The sequence below is a fragment of the Streptomyces sp. NPDC031274 genome, from assembly GCF_055570235.1.
The window spans coordinates 118,931-141,097 of sequence record NZ_JBVIHP010000022.1; the positions used below are offsets into that span (position 1 = coordinate 118,931).

The following is a 22,167-nucleotide window of genomic DNA, read 5'->3' on the forward strand; positions in this document are numbered from 1 at the left end:
GACCGGCAACGGGCGGCCGCACATGGCGATATGTCCTCACTCAGGGTGTCCGCGCCCTGATTCGACGAGATCGGCGGCGAGAGTTCCTGGCTTCCGAGGAGTCGTCTCCTCGATGACAGTGGCGGGACCGCGCCGGATTCGCACCGGCTTCCTCTTCTGCCGCCGTAATGGCTCCGGCAGTCCACCACGCCCGCGAACGCCCGTCAACTTGCCGTTGACCTGGGGCGGGAGAGTGTGCCGAGGCCCACAGCCGGGCCTCTCGCCGGAACCCTCACCGGGCCCGCGCACAGAGGTGGGGTGCGGGCCGCCGAAGCGTCCCGCACCCCACCCGGAGCTGCGATCGTCAGGCGACGATCAGAGAGATCCCGTACGCCACCGCCGCCGCGCAGAGCGCGAAGCACACGTACGCGCCCGTGCGTGCCGCCATCGGGGGCCCGCCCGCGGTGGAAGCGGTGGAAGCGGTCGAAGCGGCGCCGGACGTTGCCGCCTCGCGCTTGGAGAGGCCGACGATGCCGAGGGTGAACAGGCCCACCAGGGCCACCGTCACCGCGAGGCTGACTCCGAACACGGAGCCGAGAGCTGCCCAGTCGATGTTCATGCTGACTTGTCCTTACACCGTGGCGGGCCGGGCGGGGTCCGCCACGGTGCCGGTCGGAGTCGGGGTCGGGGCCGGGATGGTGGCCTTGACGAGGTCGACGTCCGCGGTCGTCACGGCCGAGCCGGTGGGCGGCGGCGTGACGGCGGCGATCGCGGTGGTCACGACACCGGCGGGCTCGGCGGCCGGGGAGCCGCCGATCTCGTCGTCGGCGACGTTCGTGTGGTCGACGGCGTCGCGCCGGGACAGCGCCCAGATGACGGCGGAGCCGGCCACCAGGAGCGTGGCGGTCGCCGCGACGCCCCAGGGGCCCTGCTTGGTGAGGAACTCGGCGCCCGCGCCGACCAGACCGGCGGCCGGGAGCGTGAGGCCCCAGGCGACGAACATGCGCGTCGCCGTGGACCAGCGGACCACACCGCCCTTGCGGCCGAGGCCCGCGCCCATCACGGCGCCCGAGCAGACCTGGGTGGTGGAGAGCGAGAAGCCGATGTGCGAGGAGGCCAGGATCGCGGTCGCGGCGCTGGTCTGGGCGGCGAAGCCCTGCTGCGGCGCGAGGTCCGTCAGACCCTTGCCCATCGTGCGGATGATGCGCCAGCCACCGAGGTAGGTGCCGAGGGCGATGGCGATGCCGGCCGAGACGATGACCCACATCGGGGGGTTGGCGCCCGGGTTCAGGACGCCGCCGGTGATCAGGGCGAGCGTGATGATGCCCATGGTCTTCTGCGCGTCGTTCGTGCCGTGCGCCAGCGAGACGAGGCCCGCGGAGGCGATCTGACCGGCGCGGTAGCCCTTGGCGGTCGCCTTGGTGTCGGTGTTGCGCCCGATGCGGTACGTCAGGCGCGTGGCCAGCGTCGCGGCGATGCCGGCGACGAGGGGCGCGGCGATCGCGGGGAGCAGGATCTTGGTGACGACGGTGCCGCCGTTGATCGACGACCAGCCCATCGACATGACCGCGGCGCCGATGAGGCCGCCGAAGAGCGCGTGGGAGGAACTGGAGGGCAGGCCCACCAGCCAGGTCAGGAGATTCCAGAGGATCGCGCCCACCAGGGCGGCGAAGATCACCTCTGTCTTCAGTCCGTCCTCGTTGACGATGCCGCCAGAGATCGTCTTGGCGACTTCGATCGACAGGAAAGCGCCGACGAGGTTCAGCACGGCGGACATGGCCACCGCCGTCTTGGGCTTGAGGGCGCCAGTCGAGATGGTGGTGGCCATCGCGTTGGCTGTGTCGTGGAAACCGTTCGTGAAGTCGAACACGAGAGCGGTAACGATCACGATCCCGAGGAGAAGCGTGATGTGTTCCATTTACCCAGGCTTCTGTTGGACGTCAGTGGCAAGTGGAACGTAGGCAAGCTGAGTGAACGGAAAGTGAACTGGGTCGGGCCGTGCGGTGACCCAATTCGGGGCACTGCCACTCCGGTTCCGTCGTGGCCCTGACGAAGATCGCCCGGAGTGGCGTCGCGAGGCCTGGAACGTGAGCTTCCAGAGGCCTGGAATGCGGGGTTCCGAGGGTGTCCGGCAGCGCGTGGCTACCCTCGGGCGAACCTCTTCAGCTGGCTCAGCGAGCCGTTGAAGAGATTCTGATCACCTGGCAGCCTGCCGCCGTTGTCGTACTGCCAGAAGGTCAGGTACGACCAGCCCCTGGGCAGCGACCCCGACCCCGCCGACCAGCGCGCGAGCCACAGCGCGTGATGCGCCGCGAAGGCACGGCTGCCGCCTGTGCACTTGTTCCACCACCTGGTGGTCGTGTAGATCACGGGACGCCGTCCCGTCTGCCGCTTCACCTCGTTGCTGAACGACTTGATCCAGTGGACCATGCCCCGCTTGCTGATGCCGTAGCACTTCCGCTTGCCGTACGGATTGTGCTCGATGTCGAGGGCCGGCGGCAGCGTCCGGCCGTCTGCGCTCCACCGTCCACCGTGCCTCATGAAATAGGCGGCCTGCTTCTTGCCCGAGGACTTGCTCGGCACGGCGAAGTGGTACGCGCCGCGGAGGATGCCCGCTTTGCGGGAGCCGTTGTACTGCTGCTTGAAGCGAGGATTGCGGTACGTGTAGGACTCGGTGGCCTTGATGTAGACGAAGCGTGCGCCCTTGCTCTTCGCCTTGTGCCAGTTGACTCGCTTCTGGTGCGACGAGACGTCGTGCCCCCTGGGCTTGCCCGCCGCCGAAACCGGAATCTCGGCGAGGACGGTCCACCCAAGGGCCAGAGTCACTACTGAGGCCGCGATGACGCGCGCGCGGCGACGGGACGGTTTGTGGTCATGAGCCATATTTCCTCCCGGACTGCGACGTGCGGGACAAATTCTTCCGGAGAGTACTGGAAGACCATCGGATGGCAGTCGATGGCCGCCGATGGCAAGCCAATCAATGCCAGGGAGGGATGTATGCACATTTGTACTCTTACGGACTCCCTGCCTCCGCCCCTACGGTGCCGCGCCTCACGGCTGGCAGGATCGCGGCATGACGGAGCAGCGGGACGAAGTTCGGCAGGACGCGGTGGAGCGGGCGTGGGGCGAGCTGGTGGCGGCTGCCCGCAGGACGGTGACGGACGGCCTGGTGGTGGGCACGTCGGGCAACGTCTCGGTGCGGGTCGGCGGCACGATCCTGGTCACCCCGAGCGGCATGCCGTACGACCGCCTGGGGCCGCGGGACGCGGTCGGCGTCGACACGGACGGCAATCAGCTCTTCGGTGACCTCGCCCCCACCAGCGAACTGCCCATGCACCTGGCCGTCTACCGCACCACGGACGCCGGAGCCGTGGTCCACACCCACGCGGTGCACGCCACCGCCGTCTCCACCCTCGTCCCGGAGCTCCCGCCCATCCACTACATGGCGGCGGCCCTCGGCGGCCCGGCCCGGGTTGCCCGGTATGCCCCGTACGGCTCCGACGAGTTGGCCGAGAACATGCTCCGGGCCCTCAGGGACCGCACGGGTTGCCTGCTCCAGAACCACGGAACCGTCACCTACGGCGACACCCTGGACCAGGCGTACGACCGCACGGCGCAGCTGGAATGGATGTCCCGCCTCTGGCTGACGGCCAGCGCGGTCCCGGGTCACACCCCGACGCTCCTGTCCGCGGGGCAGCTGAGGGAAGCGGAGGACAGGCTGCGGGGCTACGGCCAGCAGTGACGGCCCCGGGGGCGCGTCCGGCCGGGTCGGCTTCGTCCCGGGGGCCCGCGGATTCAGCACCTCGCCCACGGGTACGCGGACGGCATGACGTCACCCCGCGGGCTACGCCCACTGGCCGTGGCCACTCGCCCGCCGGACACTGGGCAGGTGCGCCCAGCCAAAGCGACGGCAACGGCCGTCACCGCCGTCACCACCGCCCTCCTGGGCGGCGCAGCCGCCGTCGCCGCGGGTCGGTTCGCCAGCAATGCCGCCCTGAAGGCACCGGCGGGCCGCCCGCTGCCGACCGACCCCCGCCTCACGGTCCACTCCACGACCGCGGGCCAGATCACCCTGACCCGCGCCCTCGCGAGCCTGCGCCCCGGCACGTACGGCCTCAGCGGCAACGGCAGCCACGCCGTGATCGGCCCCGTCCTGGACTGGGCGCCGCACGAGGCGGACGCCGTCGTACGCCGCCTGGAGCGCGTCACGCACGGCTCCCTCGAACCCGGTGCGAAGGTCTGGCTCACCCCGCAGGTCCACATCGGCGACCCGCACGCCGCACTGGACATCGACCACGCGGACGTCGACATCCCCGGCGAACTCGGCGGCCTGCCCGCCTGGTTCGTGCCGGGTGTCCGCGACACCTGGGTGATCACCGTGCACGGCCTCGGCACGACCCGAGAGCACCCCATGGTCGTCATGGACTTCCTGCACCGCCAGCAGTTCCCGGTGCTCGACATCGCCTACCGCGGCGACCTCGGCGCGCCCCGTTCCCCGGACGGCCTCGGCCACCTCGGTGAGACCGAGTGGCGCGACCTGGACGCGGCCATGCGCTACGCCGTGCGCCACGGAGCGCGGAACGTGATCCTGCACGGCTGGTCCACCGGCGCCGCCATGGCGCTGCGCGCCGCCGCGCACTCCGCCCTGCGCGAGAGGATCAGCGGACTCGTCCTCGACTCCCCGGTGCTCAACTGGGAGACCACCCTGCGCGCGCTCGCCGCGGCCCGGCGTACACCGGGCCCCCTTCTGCCCCTCGCGGTGCGCGCCGCCCAGGGCCGCACGGGCCTGCGCGGCGACCGCATCCTGGAGGCCGCCGACCCCGAGGTGCTCAAGGTCCCCACGCTCCTCTTCCACGGCCCCGACGACGTGATCGCCCCCTGGGCGCTCTCCCGCCAACTCGCCGAGCGGCGACCGGAACTCGTCACCCTCCACACCGTTCCGGATGCGCCCCACGGAGCCATGTGGAATGCCGACCCCGCAGGCTACGAAGAGGCGCTGCGGCGCTTCCTCACGCCTCTCATGTAGCGCGCGAGAGCCCTCTGAGGTAGCTCTCCGGAGCCTCGCGAAGGCATTCCGTTTGGGTTTTCGGACCGTCAACAGGAAGACTGCTCCTGTGACGTCCCGTATCCCGCGCGACTCAAGGCTTCGACTCGTCCGCGCTCAATCCCCCAGGGCCGAGAGGCGAGCGGGGGCGGAGCGCGACACAGCGCGGCCCCTGACCGCCCCCGGCGCAGTGACGCAGCAGCGTGCGCGCCGTCCCGCGCCCCGGCCGCCCGAGGGCACACCCGCCCCCGGAGAGCTGGCCCGCATGGCGCGCAAGCGCCTCGCCGACGCCGTCCGGGTCGCGCGCTGGGCCGACACGTCCCTGCGCTCCGGGCCCAGCCGCGTGGGAACACCCGGCGCCGCCGACGGAGCCGAAGGCACCAAAGGCACCCTCTCCGTCGCCATCGCCGAACGGGCCGCCGCGGAACTGGCACTGACCCCGGATCAGGTCCGCGCCGACTGGGACACCGCACGCCTCGCAGGACTCATCGAGGTGCACGGCGACATCGCGCGCCCCGGCTGGCGGCTGCGCGCCTGGGACCGGGACGACGCCGCCGTGCTGCGCGGCTGGGTCGCCCTCTTCGACGCCTGGTCGCTCGCGCACGCGGCATCACGCGAACTGGCGCCCGCCACCGTGGCCGAGACCGTCGAGGCCATGCCGCAGCTCCTCACCCTGCTGCAGCTCTCCGCGGGCCCCGTCCCCGTACCGCAGCTCCTCGACCTCCTGGACCAGCGCGTCACGGAACTGCGCACGGAGCGCTGCGAGATCCCCTACGGCCCGCAGCCCGAGCCGGTGGACCCGGCCGAAACCCCGCCCCTCGCCACCCTCCTGGACTGGGCGCTGCGCGGCCTCGCCGCCGTCGGCGCGCTGACGTTCGCAGAAGGGCAGGCCACGCTCACGCCGCTCGGCAGCTGGGCGGTCTGGGTCAAGCTCGAGCAGATCTGCGTGGCCGCGCAGAGCCCGGCGGGCAACATCGAGCAGTCCGCCGAGGACATGCTGCGCGGCTGCGCGCGGCTTCGCCCGAACGCGGCCCGCTCCGAGTACCGCGCCTGGCTCGCCCCGCGCCCCGTCGGCAGCGCCGTCACCGAGCTCCTGGACGCGGCCCGCGGCGAGGACGCCCTCCTGCGCGGCCTCGCCTTCGAAGCCCTGCGGGTGGTCGGCGCCCCGGCCGAGGCGGAGGTGCGGGCCGTCGTGGACGAGGTCTCGCTGCGGCCCTACGCCCTCATCTGGATCGCCGAGCAGGAGGGGGCCGACCCCGAGGACGTCCACCTCGTTCTGACGCGGGACGAGTCGACGTGGCTGTGGGTCGACACCGCCGCCGCCGTCGCCGACCACGGGGAGATCCATCTCCTCGTACGTCATCTGGAGTCCGCGGTGCAGCCCACGGTGCCCGCGCTCCTCGACGAGGTCCGGCGCATCGGTCACCCCCGTACCGTCCAGGTCCTTGTCGCTCTGGCCGCGGCCCACCCCGACCCGGCGCTCGCGAAGGCCGTGCGCCGGGCGGCGTTCCAGGTGCACACCGGAGGGGTGTAGCGCCGCACGGGAAGGTGCCTCATTGGAAGGCGCCTCACCGGAAGGTGTTGCACTGCCCCATGTCGCCGGTGCGGTAGCCCTGGTAGAACCACTGCTGCCGCTGCTCGGCCGAGCCGTGCGTCCAGGACTCCGGGGTGACCCGGCCCTGGAACTTCTCCTGGATGCGGTCGTCGCCGACCGCGGCCGCCGCGTCGAGGCCCTCGCGGATGTCCGCGTCGTCGAGGCTGGTGATCAGCGGCTTGCCCGTCCTGTCGTCGGCGGTACGGGTCGCGTGCCGCGCCCAGACACCCGCGTAGCAGTCCGCCTGCAGCTCGACCTTCACGGCGTTGCTGTTCTGTCCCGTACGCCCGTCCTGGGAGCGCTGCAGCGTCCCCATGAGGTTCTGCACGTGGTGCCCGTACTCGTGCGCCACGACGTACGCCTGCGCGAAGGGGCCGCCGCTTGAGCCGAACTTGGTCCGCAGCTCGTCGAAGAAGCCCAGGTCCAGATAGACCTTCTGGTCACCGGGACAGTAGAAGGGGCCGACCGCCGACGACGCGGCGCCGCAGGCCGTGCCCACCCGGCTGGTGTAGAGGACGGTCGGCGCGGGGGAGTAGGTCCCCTTCCTGCGCTGGAACTCGGGGCGCCAGTAGTCCTGCACGCTGTTGACCACCGCCACCATGCGGCAGTCGTCCTTGGTGTTCGCGTCCTGTCCCGTACGGCAGGTCTGCTGGACCTGCGCGAGCGACGAGGACGCGGCCGCGGGCTCCTCGCTGCCCGACGAGAGCCCGAGCTGATCCGGGCCGACCCCGAAGAGCAGCCCGAGGACCAGCGCGATCAGGCCCGCGATGCCGCCGCCGACCGTCGCCTTGCCGCCGGGAATCCGGCTGCCCCGCACATCCTGTACCTCGGACGTGTCCAGATCGGCGTCGTCGTCGAACTGCATGGGCGCACCACCCTCTGCCTCGCATCCGGGGCGGCCGCTCGCCGCCCTGTGCCGAGATGCCGGCGCCTTCATCCTGATATGCCCCATCCCGTGCGGCGCCGGACGGGGGTCCGAACGGGGGACCCCGGCGACATGGCGCGCCGTGTCGCGGCCGCCGCCCGGGCCCGCGCGCTCACGCCGCCGCTACGCTCTGCGCCTGTCGCGTGGGCAGAGGTACCGGCAGAGATGCCGAAGAGGGGGGCGTCGTGTCCGTTGTGCCGTGCGAGGCGACGGGATCCGCGCCCGTACCGTTCGAGGCGACCAGATCTGGGCCCGTGCCGCGCGAGGCGCCCGGATCCGGGCCCGTGCGGCCGGTGCCCGCCCGTCGCGGCCCCCGTCGCGGCCCCCGGCTCGCCCTCCCGGTGGTCCTCGGTCTCCTCGCCCTGCCGCTCATCACCGCCGCCCACCACTCACGACCGGCCCCCTACGGAGACCACGTCACCGTCCACGCGCGCGTGGACGCCGGTACGGCGGCCCCCGCGCTGCGGACCACCGGCCGCGCGGTCGAGGCGTACGACAAGGCGACAGGCCGCCCGCGCTGGACGTACCGCCGCGAGGGAGCCAGGCCGCTGGCCCTGCTCTACGCCCCCGGGCACGCCGTCGCGCTCTGGAACGACGGCCTGGTCACCGACACCGCGCGCGCCGACGGCAGCGCCGTCCGCTGGCACCGCGCCATCCCCGACAGCGCTCCCTGGCTGCGCACTCCGGCGGCCCGCGGCGCCGCCGGGGTCCTTCAGCGGCTCGACGCCCGCGGCCGCATGCTCGCCGTCGTCACCCCGCAGCGCGTCGCCGCCTACCGCAGCGCCGACGGCGACCTGCGCTGGGTGCTGCCCGCCGAACCCGGCTGCGCCTTCGAACCCGCCCGGTCGGTGCGCCACCGCGAGGCTCTGCTGGTCGCCCAGCCCTGCGAGGACGCCGCGACGCCGTGGACCTCGCAGCTGATCGCCGTGGACGACCTCGGCCGGATCGTGCCCCGGCGCACGCCCCTGGGCAACGAGCTGCCGGGCGGCGCCCCCGACGGCGTACGCACCCGGGCAGAAAATGAGTTTGCACCGCCCCGTTAGAATTGCCCTCATGGCCATTCTCCTCGTGCATTAGACGGCGTGATCGCCTTCCCCTCTTCCGCCGTCCATCCCCCCTGCCCAGGAGTCTGTCCGTGATCACCGCTTCCGGCATCGAGCTGCGCGCCGGCGCCCGCATCCTCATCGAGAACGCCACCTTCCGTATCGCCAAGGGCGACCGCATCGGCCTGGTGGGCCGCAACGGAGCGGGCAAGACCACGCTCACCAAGTGCCTCGCCGGTGAGGGCGTCCCGGCCGGCGGCACCATCAGCCGCTCCGGAGAGGTCGGCTACCTCCCGCAGGACCCCCGCACCGGTGACCTGGACGTGCTCGCGCGCGACCGCATCCTCTCCGCCCGCGGACTGGACACCCTCATCCGCAAGATGCGGGAGAACGAACAGCGCATCGCCAGCGGCTCGGGCGCCACGCGCGACAAGGCGATGCGGCAGTACGAGCGCCAGGAGACGGAGTTCCTCACCAAGGGCGGGTACGCCGCCGAGGCCGAGGCCTCCACCATCGCCGCCGCGCTCAGCCTCCCCGACCGCGTGCTCGGCCAGCCCCTCCACACGCTCTCCGGTGGTCAGCGCCGCCGCGTCGAGCTGGCCCGCATCCTCTTCTCGGACGCCGACACGCTCCTCCTGGACGAGCCGACCAACCACCTCGACGCCGACTCCATCGTCTGGCTCAGGGACTACCTCAAGTCCTACCGCGGCGGCTTCATCGTGATCTCCCACGACGTCGACCTGGTCGAGACGGTCGTCAACAAGGTCTTCTATCTGGACGCCAACCGCGCCCAGATCGACGTCTACAACATGGGCTGGCGGCTCTACCAGCAGCAGCGCGAGTCCGACGAGAAGCGCCGCAAGCGCGAGCGCCAGAACGCCGAGAAGAAGGCCAGCCAGCTCCACTCGCAGGCCGACAAGATGCGCGCCAAGGCCACCAAGACCGTCGCCGCCCAGAACATGGCCAAGCGCGCCGACAAGCTCCTCGCGGGCCTCGACGAGGTACGCCAGAGCGACAAGGTCGCCAAGCTGCGCTTCCCGGACCCCTCGCCCTGCGGCAAGACCCCGCTGATGGCCGAGGGCCTCTCCAAGTCGTACGGCTCCCTGGAGATCTTCACCGACGTCGACCTCGCCATCGACAAGGGCTCGCGCGTGGTCATCCTCGGCCTCAACGGCGCGGGCAAGACCACGCTCCTGCGGCTCCTCGGCGGCGCGGAGAAGCCCGACACCGGGCAGGTCATCGAGGGCCACGGCCTCAAGCTCGGCTACTACGCGCAGGAGCACGAGACCCTCGACCCCGAGCGCACGGTCCTGGAGAACATGCGCTCGGCCGCTCCCGACCTCGACCTCGTGGCGGTGCGCAAGACGCTCGGTTCGTTCCTCTTCTCCGGCGACGACGTCGACAAGCCGGCGGGCGTCCTGTCCGGTGGCGAGAAGACCCGTCTGGCGCTCGCGACCCTGGTGGTCTCCTCCGCCAACGTGCTGCTCCTCGACGAGCCCACCAACAACCTCGACCCGGCGAGCCGCGAGGAGATCCTCGGCGCTCTTCGCACCTACAAGGGCGCGGTCGTCCTCGTCACGCACGACGAGGGCGCGGTGGAGGCGCTCCAACCGGAGCGGATCATCCTGCTGCCCGACGGAGTCGAGGACCTGTGGGGCCAGGATTACGCGGATCTGGTCGCGCTCGCCTGATGCCGTCGAGGCGTCCACATTGGTTGATCGAATAACTGATCCACTGCGTATGGATCATTCGGCCGATCCGTGATCCTTCATCTGTGTGAGGTCTCCTCGTACCGAAGTGTGGGATACACGGATTTCCCCTGTGGTCTGGGCCTGGAACTCGACTCTCTCCCGTCACCGCGCTGACCTGGTGTTTTGTCCCGCAACTCATTCAGCCGTACGGAATTCGACACGCGGAATCGTTAATTCCGATCGTGGTCCCGCCTTCCCTGGCGGGAAACCTCGTCGTACGGACCTTGCCGAATGGGTGGCCAGGAAGGCCGGGAGGGGTGATCATGAGAAGTCCAGAGCGCACTTCCCACGAGGAGGCACGGGTGGCCGAGACTCTGAAGAAGGGCAGCCGGGTAACCGGCGCCGCGCGCGACAAGCTCGCGGCAGACCTGAAGAAGAAGTACGACGGCGGTGCGAGCATCCGGGCGTTGGCCGAGGAGACTGGCCGTTCGTACGGTTTTGTGCACCGCATGCTCAGCGAGTCCGGAGTCACGCTGCGGGGACGCGGCGGGGCGACGCGAGGCAAGAAGGCCGCAGCTGGCTGACAGCTGCGGGCGGTTCACCGGTTTCGACGGTGGCCACCCGGTCGATCGGCTGATCGGTCGGGTGGTTACTGTGCAGTCACTTACGGGCGCGCGTGCGCGCCCGGACCGACCGCACACCACCATCGGAGGCCCCTATGGTTTCGCCCGGCAGTGAACTCGGCGGATCCGCACCGGTACTCGACAAGGACGGCGTACGCCTGACTGTCGACGAGGCCGTCGCCACGGTGACGCTGGCCAACCCGGCCAAGCGCAACGCCCAATCTCCCGCGCTGTGGAGGGCGTTGGCCGAGGCAGGCCGGATGTTGCCGGGCAGTGTCCGTGTCGTCGTGCTCCGCGGTGAGGGCAAGTCCTTCTCCGCGGGCCTCGACCGGCAGGCGTTCACGCCCGAGGGCTTCGACGGTGAGCCGTCATTCATCGATTTGGCGCGCGGCGACGACGACGTCCTCGACGCGACGATCGCGGAGTACCAGGAAGCGTTCACCTGGTGGCGGCGCAGTGACATCGTGTCCATCGCCGCCGTCCAGGGGCATGCCATCGGTGCGGGCTTCCAGCTCGCGCTCGCCTGTGACCTGCGGATCGCCGCCGACGACGTGCAGTTCGCCATGCGCGAGACCAGCCTGGGCCTGGTGCCCGACCTCACCGGCACGCACCCCCTCGTGGGGCTTGTCGGCTACGCCCGCGCGCTCGAGATCTGCGCCACCGGGCGGTTCGTCCACGCGCCCGAGGCCGAGCGCGTCGGCCTGGCCAACCTCGTCGTGCCCGCCGACCAGCTCGACGCGTCCGTGAGCGACCTGGCGGCCGCGCTCCTCACCGCCCCGCGTGACGCGGTCATCGAGACCAAGGCGCTCCTGCAGGGCGTGGCCGGCCGTACGTACGAGGAGCAGCGCACCGCCGAGCGTGCCGCACAGGGGCGCCGCCTGCGGGACCTGGCGGGGCTCGGCGACTGACCCCCCTTCACCTCTTCACCTCGTCACTTCTCACTCCACCGCGGTGACCAGGACGGCCACCGATGGGTGGTCCGGCAGAGCCTTGCCGACCGCTGCACGGACCGCGAGCGCCACGTCCAGGGCGCGGTGTTCGCGGCCCGTCGCCAGCTCCACGCGCGCGTGGCGGCGCGGCAGGGCGGTGTCCGCCGTCGGTAGCTCGTCGATGTGAACGGCACGGCCGAAGCCGCCGAGGGCGCCGGTCAGCCGCCGCACGCCCGGCACGCCGAGGGCGGCGCCCGCCGCACGGGCCTCGTCCCCGCTCCCGGTGGCCGCCTGCCCGCCGTCCGGCGGCGTCTCGTCGTCCGGCTGTACGTCGACGGAGGCCTGCGGGGCCTGCCCCTCGTCGAGCAGCGTCGTCACGCTGAGATCCACCTCGTCGACCACCAGGCCGAGCCGCTCGTCGGCTGCCGCGAACAGCGCCGCCCGGAGCCGGGCCGCCGCCTCGGGAAGCGGCTCGGTCGACTCGGCAGCGAACTCCGCCGTGATCCGCAGCGGGCCCGGCGGCAGCGCGCTCGGCGGTGACGGCACGGGGGAGACGTCCGCCTTCGACGGATCGGCGAGCGCCAACCGCAGGTCACCGAGGCGTACGCCCCTCACCCGATCCGCCGCTTGGCGCAGTACCCCGCCCGCGCACGCCTCGGTCAGCCAGGAGCCGTCACCCGGGCCGCCCAGGGGCAGAACCCGCCCCAGGCCGAGCTGTCGCCGTACCGCCTCGGTCCATCCGTCACCGGTCATTCCCCCAGCCTGCCGCATCCCTGGCGCGCGAGGACGTAAGCGCACTTAGTGTGGGCGAAGGAGCAGATCCCCTTTCGAAAGGGACAGACCGCAATGAGTGACACCGGACAGCGGAACCGGCCTCAGGAGACCCTCGCGAAGGAGTCTCCGGACGAGGCGGGGAAGAGCGGCTCGACCAAGAGGGGCGGCGGCGACCCCGCCACCCGAGGGCGCACCACCATCGCCGACGGCGTGGTCGAGAAGATCGCGGGCCTCGCGGCCCGGGATGTCCTCGGAGTGCACGCGATGGGCGGCGGACTCGCCAGGACCTTTGGGGCCGTACGCGACCGCGTGCCCGGCGGTTCGAGCTCCAAGTCGGTGTCGCGCGGCGTGAAGGCCGAGGTCGGCGAGGTACAGACCGCGCTCGACCTGGAGATCGTCGTCGAGTACGGCGTCTCGATCGCGGACGTCGCGCGCGCCGTACGGGAGAACGTCATCGGGGCGGTCGAGCGCATGACGGGGCTCGAGGTCGTCGAGGTCAACATCGCGGTGAGCGATGTGAAGCTCCCGGACGAGGAAGACGATGAGCCGCAAGGCCGCCTTCAGTAACGCGGTCGCCAGGAGCAACGCTGTCGCCGGGGGCCCGAACTCTAGGAGCGCACGATGAGCATGGCCGTTATCGGCATGGTGGCCGGAATGGCACTCGGCTTCGCCGGGTACTTCGGTGGGTTCGGGGCGTTTCTCCTGGTGGCAGCCCTGGGCGCCATAGGGTTTGTCGCGGGCCGGTTCCTCGAGGGGGACCTGGAGCTCGGCGACTTCTTCCGTACCCGTGGCGACGACCGGCGGCGGTGAGTCATGGCGGCACAGGTCGCGCCCGGGGAGCGAGGTGCGACCAGGATCGCCGACCGGGTCGTCGCGAAGATCGCGGCACAGGCGGCACGTGAGGCGCTGACGGCGGTGCCCGCCGACGGTTCACCGCCGCACGCGACCGTCACCGTGCGCCATGACGTCGCCCGCGTGCGGATCAGCGTCGAGCTCGACTACCCCTCGGACATCGGCGGGCAGTGCGGCGCGGTGCGTCGCCAAGTCGTCCAGCGGGTAGAGGCGTTGGCGGGGATGGAAGTGCCCGAGGTCGCGGTCCAGGTCGAACGGCTGCACTCGGCACACGTTCACGCCGCGACGCAGGGGAGGACACGATGAGCGAGGCTCAGGGGCCCCAGGGTGCGGGCGCCGGTGGCGGCACACAGCCGCTGCCCGTCATCGAACGGGCCGACGGCGAACTCGACCAGTCGGCGTCCGCGGCGTCCTACGACCCGCGGCCCACACTGGCCGACGACACCAAGGCGACCCGCTTCTGGTCACCGCGGCGTGTGCCCGCCGCCGTCCTCGCGCTGCTCGTCCTCGGCGGCGCGGGACTCGTGCTGTACGACATCGCCGCGGTGCGGGCCGGGCACTTGGCCATGAGCTGGCGGCGCGACCTCGCCCGCGAACTGGCCGAGCGGCCCCTGGCGGACACGGCCGTCCTCGTCGGCGCCGGGGTGGCCGCGGCCGCCGGTCTCTGGCTGATCGTGCTCGCCGCGACGCCCGGGCTGCGGGCGGTCCTCGCGATGCGGCGCGGGGACCCGGACGTACGGGCGGGGCTGCACCGGGGGGCCGCCGCGATGGTGCTGCGGGACCGGGCGATGGACGTGTCCGGCGTGCAGTCGGTGCGGGTCCGCATGAAGCGCTCCAAGGTGGATGTCCGCGCGGTCTCGCACTTCCGTGAACTCGACGACGTACGAAACGACTTGGACACCACGCTGGCCGACGGCATCAGGGACCTGGGCCTCGGCCGCGGCCCCGCGCTCTCGGTCCGGGTGGCACGGCCTGGCAGGAAGGGCTGAGCGCGCGATGCTGAAGACGGTCAACCGTGTGGTGCTCGGCCTGATCGGCCTGGTGCTTGTGCTCGGCGGCGGTTCGGTGCTCGCGGTCGGGCTCGGGGCTTCGCCGCCGTCGTGGTGGGTCCACGACGGGAAGCGTGACGTCCTGCTGAGCGACGCGGACCGGGCCAGGTGGCGGGACGAGGGCTGGTTCTGGCCCACGGTCATCGCCGTACTCGCGGTGTGCGTGCTGCTCGCCCTGTGGTGGCTGGTGGCGCAGGTGCGGCGGCGGAGGCTGGCCGAGGTGCTTGTGGAGACCGGGGACGGAGAGGGCGCGCTGCTGCGGGGGCGGGCCCTGGAGAACGTGCTCGTGGGGGAGGCGGAGTCGATCGAGGGCGTCCAGCGGGCCGCGGTCGCCCTGACGGGCCGCCGTAACGCGCCCCACGCGCGGGTGTCCCTGCTCCTGGAGCCCCACGCGACCCCCGGCGATGCGCTGCACCGGCTCTCCGCGGAGGCGCTGGCGCATGCGAGGGACTCGGCGGGGCTCGACCGGTTGCCCGCGGTGGTGCAGCTGCGGGGTGTGAAGCATCGGGCTGAGCGGGTGAGTTGAGGTCCTCGAACGCCGGACGGGCAGAGTTGGCCCGGCCGGCGTTCGATGGCATCTTTCGGGGGCCCTGGGGCGGGGCAGCCCCAGGGTTTCGGAAAGGGGCGGGATCGGGGATCAGAACCCGTGCCGCGCCCCGCCGTCCACCGGCAGCATGACCCCCGTCAGATAGGACGCCGCGGGCGAGAGGAAGAACGCCGCCGTACGTCCGAACTCCTCCGGAGTCCCGTACCGCCGCAGCGGAATCCGCGACTCGTGGCCCGCCCGAGTCGCCTCGGGGTCCGCCGAAAGTCCGTCGAGCTGCCGCACCCGGTCCGTGTCGATCCGGGACGGCAGCAGCCCGACGACGCGGATGCCCCGGGGGCCGAGCTCGTCGGAGAGCGACTTCGCGAAGCCCGCGAGTCCGGGCCGCAGCCCGTTGGAGATGGTGAGACCCGGAATCGGCTCGTGCACCGAGGCGGAGAGCACGAAGCCGATGACGCCCCCCTCACCGAGCTCCGCCGCCGCGCCCCGGGCAAGGCGCACCGCCCCGAGGAAGACGGACTCGAAAGCCGACTCCCACTGCTCGTCCGTGTTGTCGGCGGCGAAACCCGGCGCGGGCCCGCCGACGCTGATCAGTACACCGTCGAAGCTCCCGAAGTGCTCACGCGCGGCGGCGATGAGCCGGCCCGCGACGGCCGGATCGGCGTTGTCCGCCGCGATGCCCCGGGCGTTGTCGCCGAGCTCGGCCGCCGCGTCGGCGACCGTCTTCTCGTCCCGGCCGGTGATCAGTACCTTCGCGCCGTCCGCGACCAGCGCACGCGCGGCGGCGTTGCCCAGGCCCCGGGTGGCGCCGGTGATGACGTAGACGCGGTCCTTCAGTCCAAGATCCATGGCCCTATCCTGCCGCCTCGCGGCAGCCGAACGCGAGGGCGGGGCGACTACACCGAGGCGGGCGTGGCCTCCGGCGCCGGTGTCTCTGCGGCGGCCGCGCGGCGGTCCTTCAGCTCCCTGCGCACCAGGACCACCCAGCCGATGGGCACGCCCGCGCAGAACAGCCACCACTGGACGGCGTACGCCATGTGCGGCCCGATGTCGCCGTGCTCGGGCTCGCCGATCAGCTGGGGGGAGCCCCCTGCGGGCTCCGGCGAGGTCAGCTCGACATAGCCGCCGAGCACCTCCTTGCCGAGGCTGTGCGCCTGCTGCTCGCTGCTGATCAGCATGATCTGACGGTCCGGCAGCCCCTGGATGTTCTTGATGCCGCTCTGCCCGGACGTCTCGTCGGCTTTCATGCGGCCGGTGACGGTGATCTCGCCCTTGGGTGCCGCGGGGACCTTCGGGAAGGCGGTCTGGGGTCCGTTCGCCGGGATCCAGCCCCGGTTGACGAGCAGTACCTTGCCGTCGTCGAGGACGAACGGGGTCAGGACGTGGAAGCCGATCTCCTCGTCGGAGTTCGTGCGACGCCGCACGACGACCTCGTCCTTCGTGTCGTACGTCCCGTGCGCGGTCACCCTGCGGTAGCGCTCGGAGTCCGCCACGGAGTGGCCGGGCGACGTCAGCTGCTCGGCCGGTACCGGCCTCGCGTCGAGCGCCTTGGAGATCTCCGCGTTCTGCGCGACGCGGTGCTCATGGCGGTGCAACTGCCAGAAGCCCAGCTCGATCATCGTGGGGATGAGAACGAGGCCGATGAGGGTAAGGATCACCCACTGCCGGGTCAACAGGAAGCGGTACACGCCTTTGACGTTACCCGTCCCATTTCGGCCCCCGGCGGGAGGGGTCCCGTCGAGGGCCGGATCCCGCAGCGGCGGGAGCACCCCGGACGCCCGGTCACACGGCCCGGTCACGCGTCCGGGTCACGCGTCCGGGTCACGCGTCCGGGTCACACCCTGTCGACGATGCCCACCTGCCCCTCCGCCCGCGAGCAGTGCGCACCGCAGTACCACTGCCCCTCGACCTCCACGCCCTGGCCGATGATCCGGCAGCGGCAGTGCTCACAGATGGGCGCCATGCGGTGAATGGCGCAGGAGAAGCAGTCGAAGACGTGCACCGCCCCTTGGGCATGAACCTCGAAGGACATGCCGTAGTCGTTTCCGCAGACCTCGCAACGTGCCATGCGCCACAGGGTGGGACGCGCGGCGCCCGCATGCGAGCAAGCAGGCGGGAGCCGGGCCGATAATCACCCGTCTGACGTCCGCGGGCGGCTCAGCCCTCCGCCGCCGGAGCGACATCCTGGAGGAGCTGGCCGAACGCGGCCTCGTCGATGACGGGCGTGCCGAAGGACCGCGCCTTCACGGTTTTGGACGTGCCCGAGTCCGGGTCGTTCGTGACGAGCAGGCTGGTCAGCCGCGACACGCTCGTGGCGATGTGCAGACCGGCCTCGACGGCGCGGTCCTCAAGCAGCTCGCGCTCGATGGAGGTGTCGCCGGAGAACGCGACACGCATACCCTGTTGGAGTGGTTTGCCCGTTTCGTACCGCCCCGGGTTGGGGTAGGGGCAGGCGGGCCGCTTGCGCGAGGGGCGCCAACTCCCCGGACCGAACGAGGAGTACGAGGATGAGCCGGAGCCCGGACCTGTCGGCTGGCGGACGATCCGGGCCGCCCCGTCGGTCCACTCGGTGAGCGGACGGCACTCCAGGAGCGGCAGTCGCACCCCACCGCTCGCCGCGGCCTTGAGGCTGGGACGGAACGCCTCGGCGAGCACGCGCGCGTCGTCGAGCGCGTTGTGCGCGTTGCGCTGTTCGACGCCGAAGTGCGCGGCGAGCGACTCCAGCTTGTGGTTGGGCAGCGGGAGCTGCAGTTCCTTGGAGAGGGCGATGGTGCACAGACGTTGGCGCACCGGGGCGGTGAGCTCCGCGCGTGCGTACTCCCTGGCGATCATCGACCAGTCGAAGACGGCGTTGTGCGCGACCAGGACGCGGTCGGCGAGGCGCGCGGCGAACTCCTCGGCGATGTCCTTGAAGAGCGGCGCGTCCGCGAGGAGGTCACTGGTGAGGCCGTGGATCCATACGGGTCCGGGGTCGCGCTGGGGGTTGACCAGCGTGTACCAGTGGTCCTCCACGTCGCCCTGGGCGTCCACCCGGTAGACGGCGGCCGACACTATGCGGTCGTCGCGGGCGAGACCTGTGGTCTCGACGTCGACGACCGCGTACCCCGTTGGGTACGCGGCCGGCCAGGTGGCTGCGGACGCTGCGGTCGTCTGGTCTTCGAGCATGGTCCCTGAGGATACGGGCCGCGACTGACAGTCAGGTCCCCGGTCCGGTACGCGGGTCTGTCGCGTGGCCGATTCGGTCGCCGGGGGGCGTGCTTCTGTCGGATTCCTCGCCGAGAAGCCCGGACACCAGTGCCCTTGTCGACAGGGTGAACAGTGCCTCGGGGTCGGCGGGCCTGGCGAGCGCGCGGGCGAGTGCCGGGTCGTGTTCGGCCGTCCGCGCGCCCCACAGCTCTTCCTCGCCGGGCCGCTGCACGGGCGCGCGTTCGCGGTTGCGCTCGACCAGGACGTGGCCGACGACATGGACCTGGACGGCGCGTACGGCGTCGGCCGCGCGGGCGCCGCGCAGGCCCGCCGCGTGCACTTCGTGGACGAGGACCTGCTGGGCGGGCAGGAACATCCGCTCGGTGAGGCCGCGTTCGTGCACCATCGCGACGAGGTGCGGGTGGTCGCGCAGCTGGCGGCGCAGGGCGCGCGCCACGGAGACGATGCGCCGGTCGGGGGTGCGTCCCGCGGGGTGGATCGCGCCGAGGTCGGCGAGGGTGCGCTCGACGAGGGCGTCCAGGAGCGACTCGCGGTTGCCGACGTGCCAGTAGATCGAGGTGACAGCGGTGCCGAGCTCGGCGGCGAGCTTGCGCATCGTCAGGGCCGCCGGGCCGTGCTGCTTCACGAGGGCCGCGGCGGCGGCGAGGACCTGTTCCCGGTCGAGACGGCCGCGTTCCCGGTCGGGATGGCCGGGTTCCCGGTCGGGGCGGCCAGGTTCCGGGTCCGGATGCGCACGCGTCTCTTCACTCTTCACGCCTCCTGTTGTAACTGTGTTACAGAACCGCCCGCAAGACCTCTTGTAGTCCTGACGAAGGGTGGTACGACATGGCACGCGTACGTTATGGAGCGCGCACCGAGGCGGAGATCGCCGCCGCGCGCACCGCGAGTTCGAAGCTGCCCGACATCTGGTCCACCGGTGTGGTGGCCGTCTGGGAGAGCGATCCGGACGCGGTGGCGGCGGTCCTGCCGCCTCCGCTGAAGCCCACGCACCGGCCCCTGGTGCGGGCCAACATCAGCAAGGTCGACCTGCCCGGGTATCCGCTCGGCGCGGGCTCGGTGGCCGTCGCCGCCGAGCACGACGGGGTGCCGGGCTGGTATCCGCTGGTGATGCCGATGACCCACGAGCGGGCGCTGATCGGCGGGCGCGAGGTCTTCGGGGAGCCGAAGAAGCTGGGCGAGGTCGAGGTGGAGCGCGACGGCCTGGTCGTCCGGGCCTCGCTGGCCCGGCACGGCATCGCCTTCGTGGAGGTGCGCGGCGCCGTCAGCGGCGACCTGCCGCTCCCGGCGCCGGTCCAGAAGACCGACTTCTACTTCAAGTTCCTTCCCGCGGTGGACGGTTCGGGCTTCGACGCCGATCCGGTGCTCGTGCACTGCGTACGCAACGAGAAGGTCCGCAAGCTGGAGGGCATCACCGGGGACGTCGTCCTGCGCGAGTCGATGTACGACCCGGTCGCCGACCTTCCCGTACGCGCGGTCGTCGAGATCACCATCGGCGAGAAGACCACCGACCAGAAGGGCCGGGTGGCCGAGCGGGTCAGCGCGCAGGCGCTGCTTCCTTACATCCACCAGCGTTACGACGATCCGCAGCAGATCCTCGACGGTCCGCCCGAGGGGAGCGTCTGAGATGGAGCTGCGGGAAGGGCAGGTCGCCGTCGTCACGGGCGCGGCGAGCGGCATCGGCCTCGCCATGGCGCGGCGGTTCGCGGCGGAAGGGCTGAAGGTGGTCCTGGCCGACGTCGAGGAGGGCGCCCTGGAGAAGGCGGCGGCGGGGCTGCGCGAGGGCGGGGCGAGCGTGCACGCGCGCGTGGTCGACGTCGGCTCGCGCGAGCAGGTCTTCGCCCTCGCCGAAGCGGCGTACGAGAAGTTCGGCGCCGTCCATGTGCTGTGCAACAACGCGGGTGTCGGCTCGGGCGCCGAGGGCCGCATGTGGGAGCACGAGCCGAACGACTGGAAGTGGGCCTTCGAGGTCAATGTGTGGGGTGTCTTCCACGGCATCCAGGCCTTCGTGCCCCGGATGATCGCCGGCGGCGAGCCCGGTCATGTCGTCAACACGTCCTCCGGTGACGGCGGCATCGCACCGCTGCCGACGGCGTCCGTGTACGCGGTCACCAAGGCGGCCGTCGTGACGATGACGGAGTCCCTGTACGCGCATCTGAGGGCGGAGCACGCGCGCGTGGGCGCCTCCGTGCTCTTTCCGGGGCCGCACATGCTGCGTACGGGGCTGTGGGAGTCGCACCGCAACCGGCCCGACCGGTATGCCAAGTCCCGCCCCCGCAAGACCCCTTACCGCAGCCTCGACCAGTGGGAGTCCGCGATGAAGGACGCGGGCCAGGAGGTGGAGTTCACCCCGGTCGAGCAGGTCGCGGACTTCGTGGCGGAGGGGATCGCGGCCGACCGTTTCTGGCTGCTCCCCGAGAGCGAGCACAGCGACCGGCAGATCAAGGCCAGGTCGCTCTCGATGCTGGACCGCGCCAACCCGGCGTACCTGGAAAGCTTCATCCTCGACTGACTGAGGGACGTGTGATGACGGCTCAGCAAGGCGCTCAGCAAGGCGCTCAGCGAAGCGCCCAGCAGAACGACCCGTACCTGATCATCTCCTCCGACTGCCACGCCGGGCTGCCCACCGAGGAGTACCGGCCCTATCTCGACAGCCGCTTCCACCGGGAGTTCGACCAGTTCCTGGGGGAGCGCGACGCCCGCCGCGCGGAGGCGACCCGGCTCGGCATCCGCAACGACGCGTTCGCCGCCAAGTGGTTCCAGGACAACGAGGAGGGCCTGCGCGGCGGCTGGGAGACCGCGCAGCGACTCAAGGAGCTCGACGGCGACGGGGTGGTCGCCGAGGTCGTCTTCCCCGACGCGGACGCCGTCGACAGCCAGACGGCCGCGCCCTTCGGGGTGGGCCTCGGCCTCTCGGGTGACCAGGACCCGGAGCTCGGCATGGCGGGTGCGCAGGCGCACAACCGCTGGCTCGCCGAGTTCGTGTCCCAGCATCCCGAACGGCACTGCGGTGTCGCCCTGTTGCCCATCACCGGAGAGGTCGACCGTGTCGTCGCCGAGGTCCACCGGGCCAAGGAGTCCGGGCTCGGCGCGCTGATGATCCCCTCCATGTGGGTCGACAAGGCGCCCTACCACGACCGCCGTTACGACCCCGTGTGGGCGGCGGCGGCCGAGTGCGCGATGCCCGTGGTGACCCACTCCGGGGCGGCGCCCCGCCATGAGTACGGCGATCACCTGGGGATCTACGTCTCCGAAGTGACCTGGTGGCCCGCGAGGCCGCTGTGGTTCATGCTCTGGTCCGGCGTCTTCGAACGTCATCCGGGGCTGAAGTTCGGCGTCGCGGAGTCCGGCTGCTGGTGGCTGCCGAACCTCCTGTGGTTCATGGACCGCCTCTACCTGGGCGCGCACGGCGGCAAGAAGCTCTCGCCGTTCGCGGAGCTCAAGCGGCCCCCGCACGAGTACCTGGACCGGCAGATCTTCATCTGCGCCACCAACACCAAGCGCCGTGAACTCGCCCAGCGCTACGAGATCGGCGTCGACAACATCCTCTGGGGCAGCGATTTCCCGCACCCCGAAGGGACCTGGCCCGACACGCGCGCGTGGCTGAAGAAGACCTTCCACGACATTCCGGTGGGGGAGACCCGCCGGATGCTGGGTCTGGCGGCCGCGGAGGTGTTCGGCTTCGACACCGAGAAGCTGGCGCCGCTGGCCCGCCGGATCGGCCCGACACCCGCCGAACTGGGCCAGGGGGCCGATCAGGCGGCGGTCGAGGCGTCCTGGGCGCGCTCGCGCGAGGTGGGGCGCCACTGGCTGACGGACCACGACTTCCCGGTACTGGGGGCCCAGACATGACCGAGGACACGAGCGAAGCCATGAGTGAGAAGACGACCGAAGCCATGAGTGAGAAGACGACCGA

General features: G+C 71.5%; 25 protein-coding genes and 1 riboswitch. Of the genes, 15 read left to right on the forward strand and 10 right to left on the reverse strand.

What is annotated here, in order from left to right; all coding sequences use genetic code 11:
• Positions 1-58: 58 nt before the first annotated feature.
• Positions 59-201: riboswitch (cobalamin riboswitch) on the reverse strand.
• Between the two features lie 142 nt (positions 202-343).
• From ACZ5CR_RS30965 to ACZ5CR_RS30975, 3 genes are all read right to left on the reverse strand, one after another.
• Positions 344-598 carry a hypothetical protein gene (locus ACZ5CR_RS30965; protein WP_468863451.1) on the reverse strand — a complete coding sequence of 85 codons (255 nt, stop codon included), beginning with the start codon at positions 596-598 and terminating at the stop codon, positions 344-346.
• A 12-nt stretch (positions 599-610) separates the two neighbouring features.
• Positions 611-1,897, reverse strand: coding sequence for an inorganic phosphate transporter (locus tag ACZ5CR_RS30970; protein ID WP_468863453.1), 1,287 nt, complete (start codon positions 1,895-1,897; stop codon positions 611-613).
• A 224-nt stretch (positions 1,898-2,121) separates the two neighbouring features.
• The gene (locus ACZ5CR_RS30975) at positions 2,122-2,862 is read right to left on the reverse strand and encodes a lysozyme (RefSeq protein ID WP_468863455.1); all 741 of its coding nucleotides are present in this window, start codon (positions 2,860-2,862) and stop codon (positions 2,122-2,124) included.
• 190 nt (positions 2,863-3,052) lie between these two features.
• Between ACZ5CR_RS30975 and ACZ5CR_RS30980 the strand changes: the two genes are divergently transcribed.
• The 3 genes from ACZ5CR_RS30980 to ACZ5CR_RS30990 all read left to right on the forward strand — a co-directional run bounded on the left by ACZ5CR_RS30980 (position 3,053) and on the right by ACZ5CR_RS30990 (position 6,557).
• Positions 3,053-3,721 carry a class II aldolase/adducin family protein gene (locus ACZ5CR_RS30980; RefSeq protein WP_468863458.1) on the forward strand — a complete coding sequence of 223 codons (669 nt, stop codon included), beginning with the start codon at positions 3,053-3,055 and terminating at the stop codon, positions 3,719-3,721.
• A gap of 147 nt (positions 3,722-3,868) precedes the next feature.
• Positions 3,869-5,005: an alpha/beta hydrolase gene (locus ACZ5CR_RS30985; RefSeq protein ID WP_468863460.1), complete on the forward strand. Its 1,137-nt coding sequence runs from the start codon at positions 3,869-3,871 to the stop codon at positions 5,003-5,005.
• 88 nt (positions 5,006-5,093) lie between these two features.
• The gene (locus ACZ5CR_RS30990) at positions 5,094-6,557 is read left to right on the forward strand and encodes a hypothetical protein (protein ID WP_468863463.1); all 1,464 of its coding nucleotides are present in this window, start codon (positions 5,094-5,096) and stop codon (positions 6,555-6,557) included.
• Positions 6,558-6,591: 34 nt separating this feature from the next.
• Here the strand turns inward: ACZ5CR_RS30990 and ypfJ are convergent, their stop codons facing one another.
• The gene (ypfJ, locus tag ACZ5CR_RS30995; protein WP_468863466.1) at positions 6,592-7,482 is read right to left on the reverse strand and encodes a KPN_02809 family neutral zinc metallopeptidase; all 891 of its coding nucleotides are present in this window, start codon (positions 7,480-7,482) and stop codon (positions 6,592-6,594) included.
• Between the two features lie 245 nt (positions 7,483-7,727).
• Between ypfJ and ACZ5CR_RS31000 the strand changes: the two genes are divergently transcribed.
• The 4 genes from ACZ5CR_RS31000 to ACZ5CR_RS31015 all read left to right on the forward strand — a co-directional run bounded on the left by ACZ5CR_RS31000 (position 7,728) and on the right by ACZ5CR_RS31015 (position 11,807).
• Positions 7,728-8,585 (forward strand): PQQ-binding-like beta-propeller repeat protein, encoded by an 858-nt coding sequence (locus tag ACZ5CR_RS31000; protein ID WP_468863468.1) that lies wholly within the window; start codon positions 7,728-7,730, stop codon positions 8,583-8,585.
• 92 nt (positions 8,586-8,677) lie between these two features.
• Positions 8,678-10,276 (forward strand): ABC-F family ATP-binding cassette domain-containing protein, encoded by a 1,599-nt coding sequence (locus ACZ5CR_RS31005; protein WP_468863470.1) that lies wholly within the window; start codon positions 8,678-8,680, stop codon positions 10,274-10,276.
• A 362-nt stretch (positions 10,277-10,638) separates the two neighbouring features.
• Positions 10,639-10,860, forward strand: coding sequence for a helix-turn-helix domain-containing protein (locus ACZ5CR_RS31010; protein WP_055550175.1), 222 nt, complete (start codon positions 10,639-10,641; stop codon positions 10,858-10,860).
• A gap of 134 nt (positions 10,861-10,994) precedes the next feature.
• Positions 10,995-11,807, forward strand: a complete 813-nt coding sequence (locus ACZ5CR_RS31015; RefSeq protein WP_363207950.1) for an enoyl-CoA hydratase/isomerase family protein — start codon at positions 10,995-10,997, stop codon at positions 11,805-11,807.
• A 30-nt stretch (positions 11,808-11,837) separates the two neighbouring features.
• Here the strand turns inward: ACZ5CR_RS31015 and ACZ5CR_RS31020 are convergent, their stop codons facing one another.
• The gene (locus ACZ5CR_RS31020) at positions 11,838-12,581 is read right to left on the reverse strand and encodes a nucleopolyhedrovirus P10 family protein (RefSeq protein WP_468863473.1); all 744 of its coding nucleotides are present in this window, start codon (positions 12,579-12,581) and stop codon (positions 11,838-11,840) included.
• Between the two features lie 93 nt (positions 12,582-12,674).
• Here ACZ5CR_RS31020 and ACZ5CR_RS31025 point away from each other — a divergent pair, with 93 nt between their 5' ends.
• Genes ACZ5CR_RS31025 through amaP form a run of 5 tightly spaced genes read left to right on the forward strand, consistent with a single transcriptional unit; the run spans position 12,675 to position 15,029 of the window.
• Positions 12,675-13,169: an Asp23/Gls24 family envelope stress response protein gene (locus ACZ5CR_RS31025; RefSeq protein WP_468863476.1), complete on the forward strand. Its 495-nt coding sequence runs from the start codon at positions 12,675-12,677 to the stop codon at positions 13,167-13,169.
• Between the two features lie 54 nt (positions 13,170-13,223).
• Entirely contained in the window at positions 13,224-13,412 is a 189-nt protein-coding gene (locus tag ACZ5CR_RS31030) for a hypothetical protein (RefSeq protein WP_249590721.1), read from the forward strand.
• Positions 13,413-13,415: 3 nt separating this feature from the next.
• Positions 13,416-13,760, forward strand: a complete 345-nt coding sequence (locus ACZ5CR_RS31035) for an Asp23/Gls24 family envelope stress response protein (protein ID WP_468863478.1) — start codon at positions 13,416-13,418, stop codon at positions 13,758-13,760.
• Positions 13,757-14,443 carry a DUF6286 domain-containing protein gene (locus ACZ5CR_RS31040; RefSeq protein ID WP_468863480.1) on the forward strand — a complete coding sequence of 229 codons (687 nt, stop codon included), beginning with the start codon at positions 13,757-13,759 and terminating at the stop codon, positions 14,441-14,443. Before ACZ5CR_RS31035 ends, ACZ5CR_RS31040 begins: the two co-directional genes overlap by 4 nt.
• Positions 14,444-14,450: 7 nt before the next feature.
• Complete coding sequence (gene amaP, locus ACZ5CR_RS31045) at positions 14,451-15,029, forward strand: alkaline shock response membrane anchor protein AmaP (protein ID WP_468863482.1); 579 nt, start codon at positions 14,451-14,453, stop codon at positions 15,027-15,029.
• A 111-nt stretch (positions 15,030-15,140) separates the two neighbouring features.
• Here the strand turns inward: amaP and ACZ5CR_RS31050 are convergent, their stop codons facing one another.
• From ACZ5CR_RS31050 to ACZ5CR_RS31070, 5 genes are all read right to left on the reverse strand, one after another.
• Complete coding sequence (locus ACZ5CR_RS31050; RefSeq protein ID WP_468863484.1) at positions 15,141-15,896, reverse strand: SDR family oxidoreductase; 756 nt, start codon at positions 15,894-15,896, stop codon at positions 15,141-15,143.
• Between the two features lie 47 nt (positions 15,897-15,943).
• Positions 15,944-16,735: an SURF1 family cytochrome oxidase biogenesis protein gene (locus tag ACZ5CR_RS31055; protein ID WP_468863486.1), complete on the reverse strand. Its 792-nt coding sequence runs from the start codon at positions 16,733-16,735 to the stop codon at positions 15,944-15,946.
• A 146-nt stretch (positions 16,736-16,881) separates the two neighbouring features.
• Positions 16,882-17,115, reverse strand: a complete 234-nt coding sequence (locus tag ACZ5CR_RS31060; protein ID WP_249590727.1) for a hypothetical protein — start codon at positions 17,113-17,115, stop codon at positions 16,882-16,884.
• A gap of 89 nt (positions 17,116-17,204) precedes the next feature.
• Complete coding sequence (locus ACZ5CR_RS31065) at positions 17,205-18,212, reverse strand: DEDDh family exonuclease (RefSeq protein ID WP_468863489.1); 1,008 nt, start codon at positions 18,210-18,212, stop codon at positions 17,205-17,207.
• Positions 18,213-18,243: 31 nt separating this feature from the next.
• Positions 18,244-18,879: a TetR/AcrR family transcriptional regulator gene (locus ACZ5CR_RS31070; protein ID WP_468863587.1), complete on the reverse strand. Its 636-nt coding sequence runs from the start codon at positions 18,877-18,879 to the stop codon at positions 18,244-18,246.
• Positions 18,880-19,079: 200 nt separating this feature from the next.
• Here ACZ5CR_RS31070 and ACZ5CR_RS31075 point away from each other — a divergent pair, with 200 nt between their 5' ends.
• From ACZ5CR_RS31075 to ACZ5CR_RS31085, 3 genes are read left to right on the forward strand one after another with little or no spacing between them, the layout of a single operon-like run.
• Positions 19,080-19,877 carry an acetoacetate decarboxylase family protein gene (locus ACZ5CR_RS31075; RefSeq protein WP_468863492.1) on the forward strand — a complete coding sequence of 266 codons (798 nt, stop codon included), beginning with the start codon at positions 19,080-19,082 and terminating at the stop codon, positions 19,875-19,877.
• Position 19,878: 1 nt separating this feature from the next.
• A complete protein-coding gene (locus tag ACZ5CR_RS31080; protein ID WP_468863494.1) occupies positions 19,879-20,763 on the forward strand; it encodes an SDR family NAD(P)-dependent oxidoreductase in 885 nt (294 codons plus the stop codon).
• Between the two features lie 14 nt (positions 20,764-20,777).
• On the forward strand, positions 20,778-22,103 hold the full coding sequence (locus ACZ5CR_RS31085) for an amidohydrolase family protein (protein WP_468863496.1): 1,326 nt from the start codon (positions 20,778-20,780) through the stop codon (positions 22,101-22,103).
• Positions 22,104-22,167: the final 64 nt, after the last annotated feature.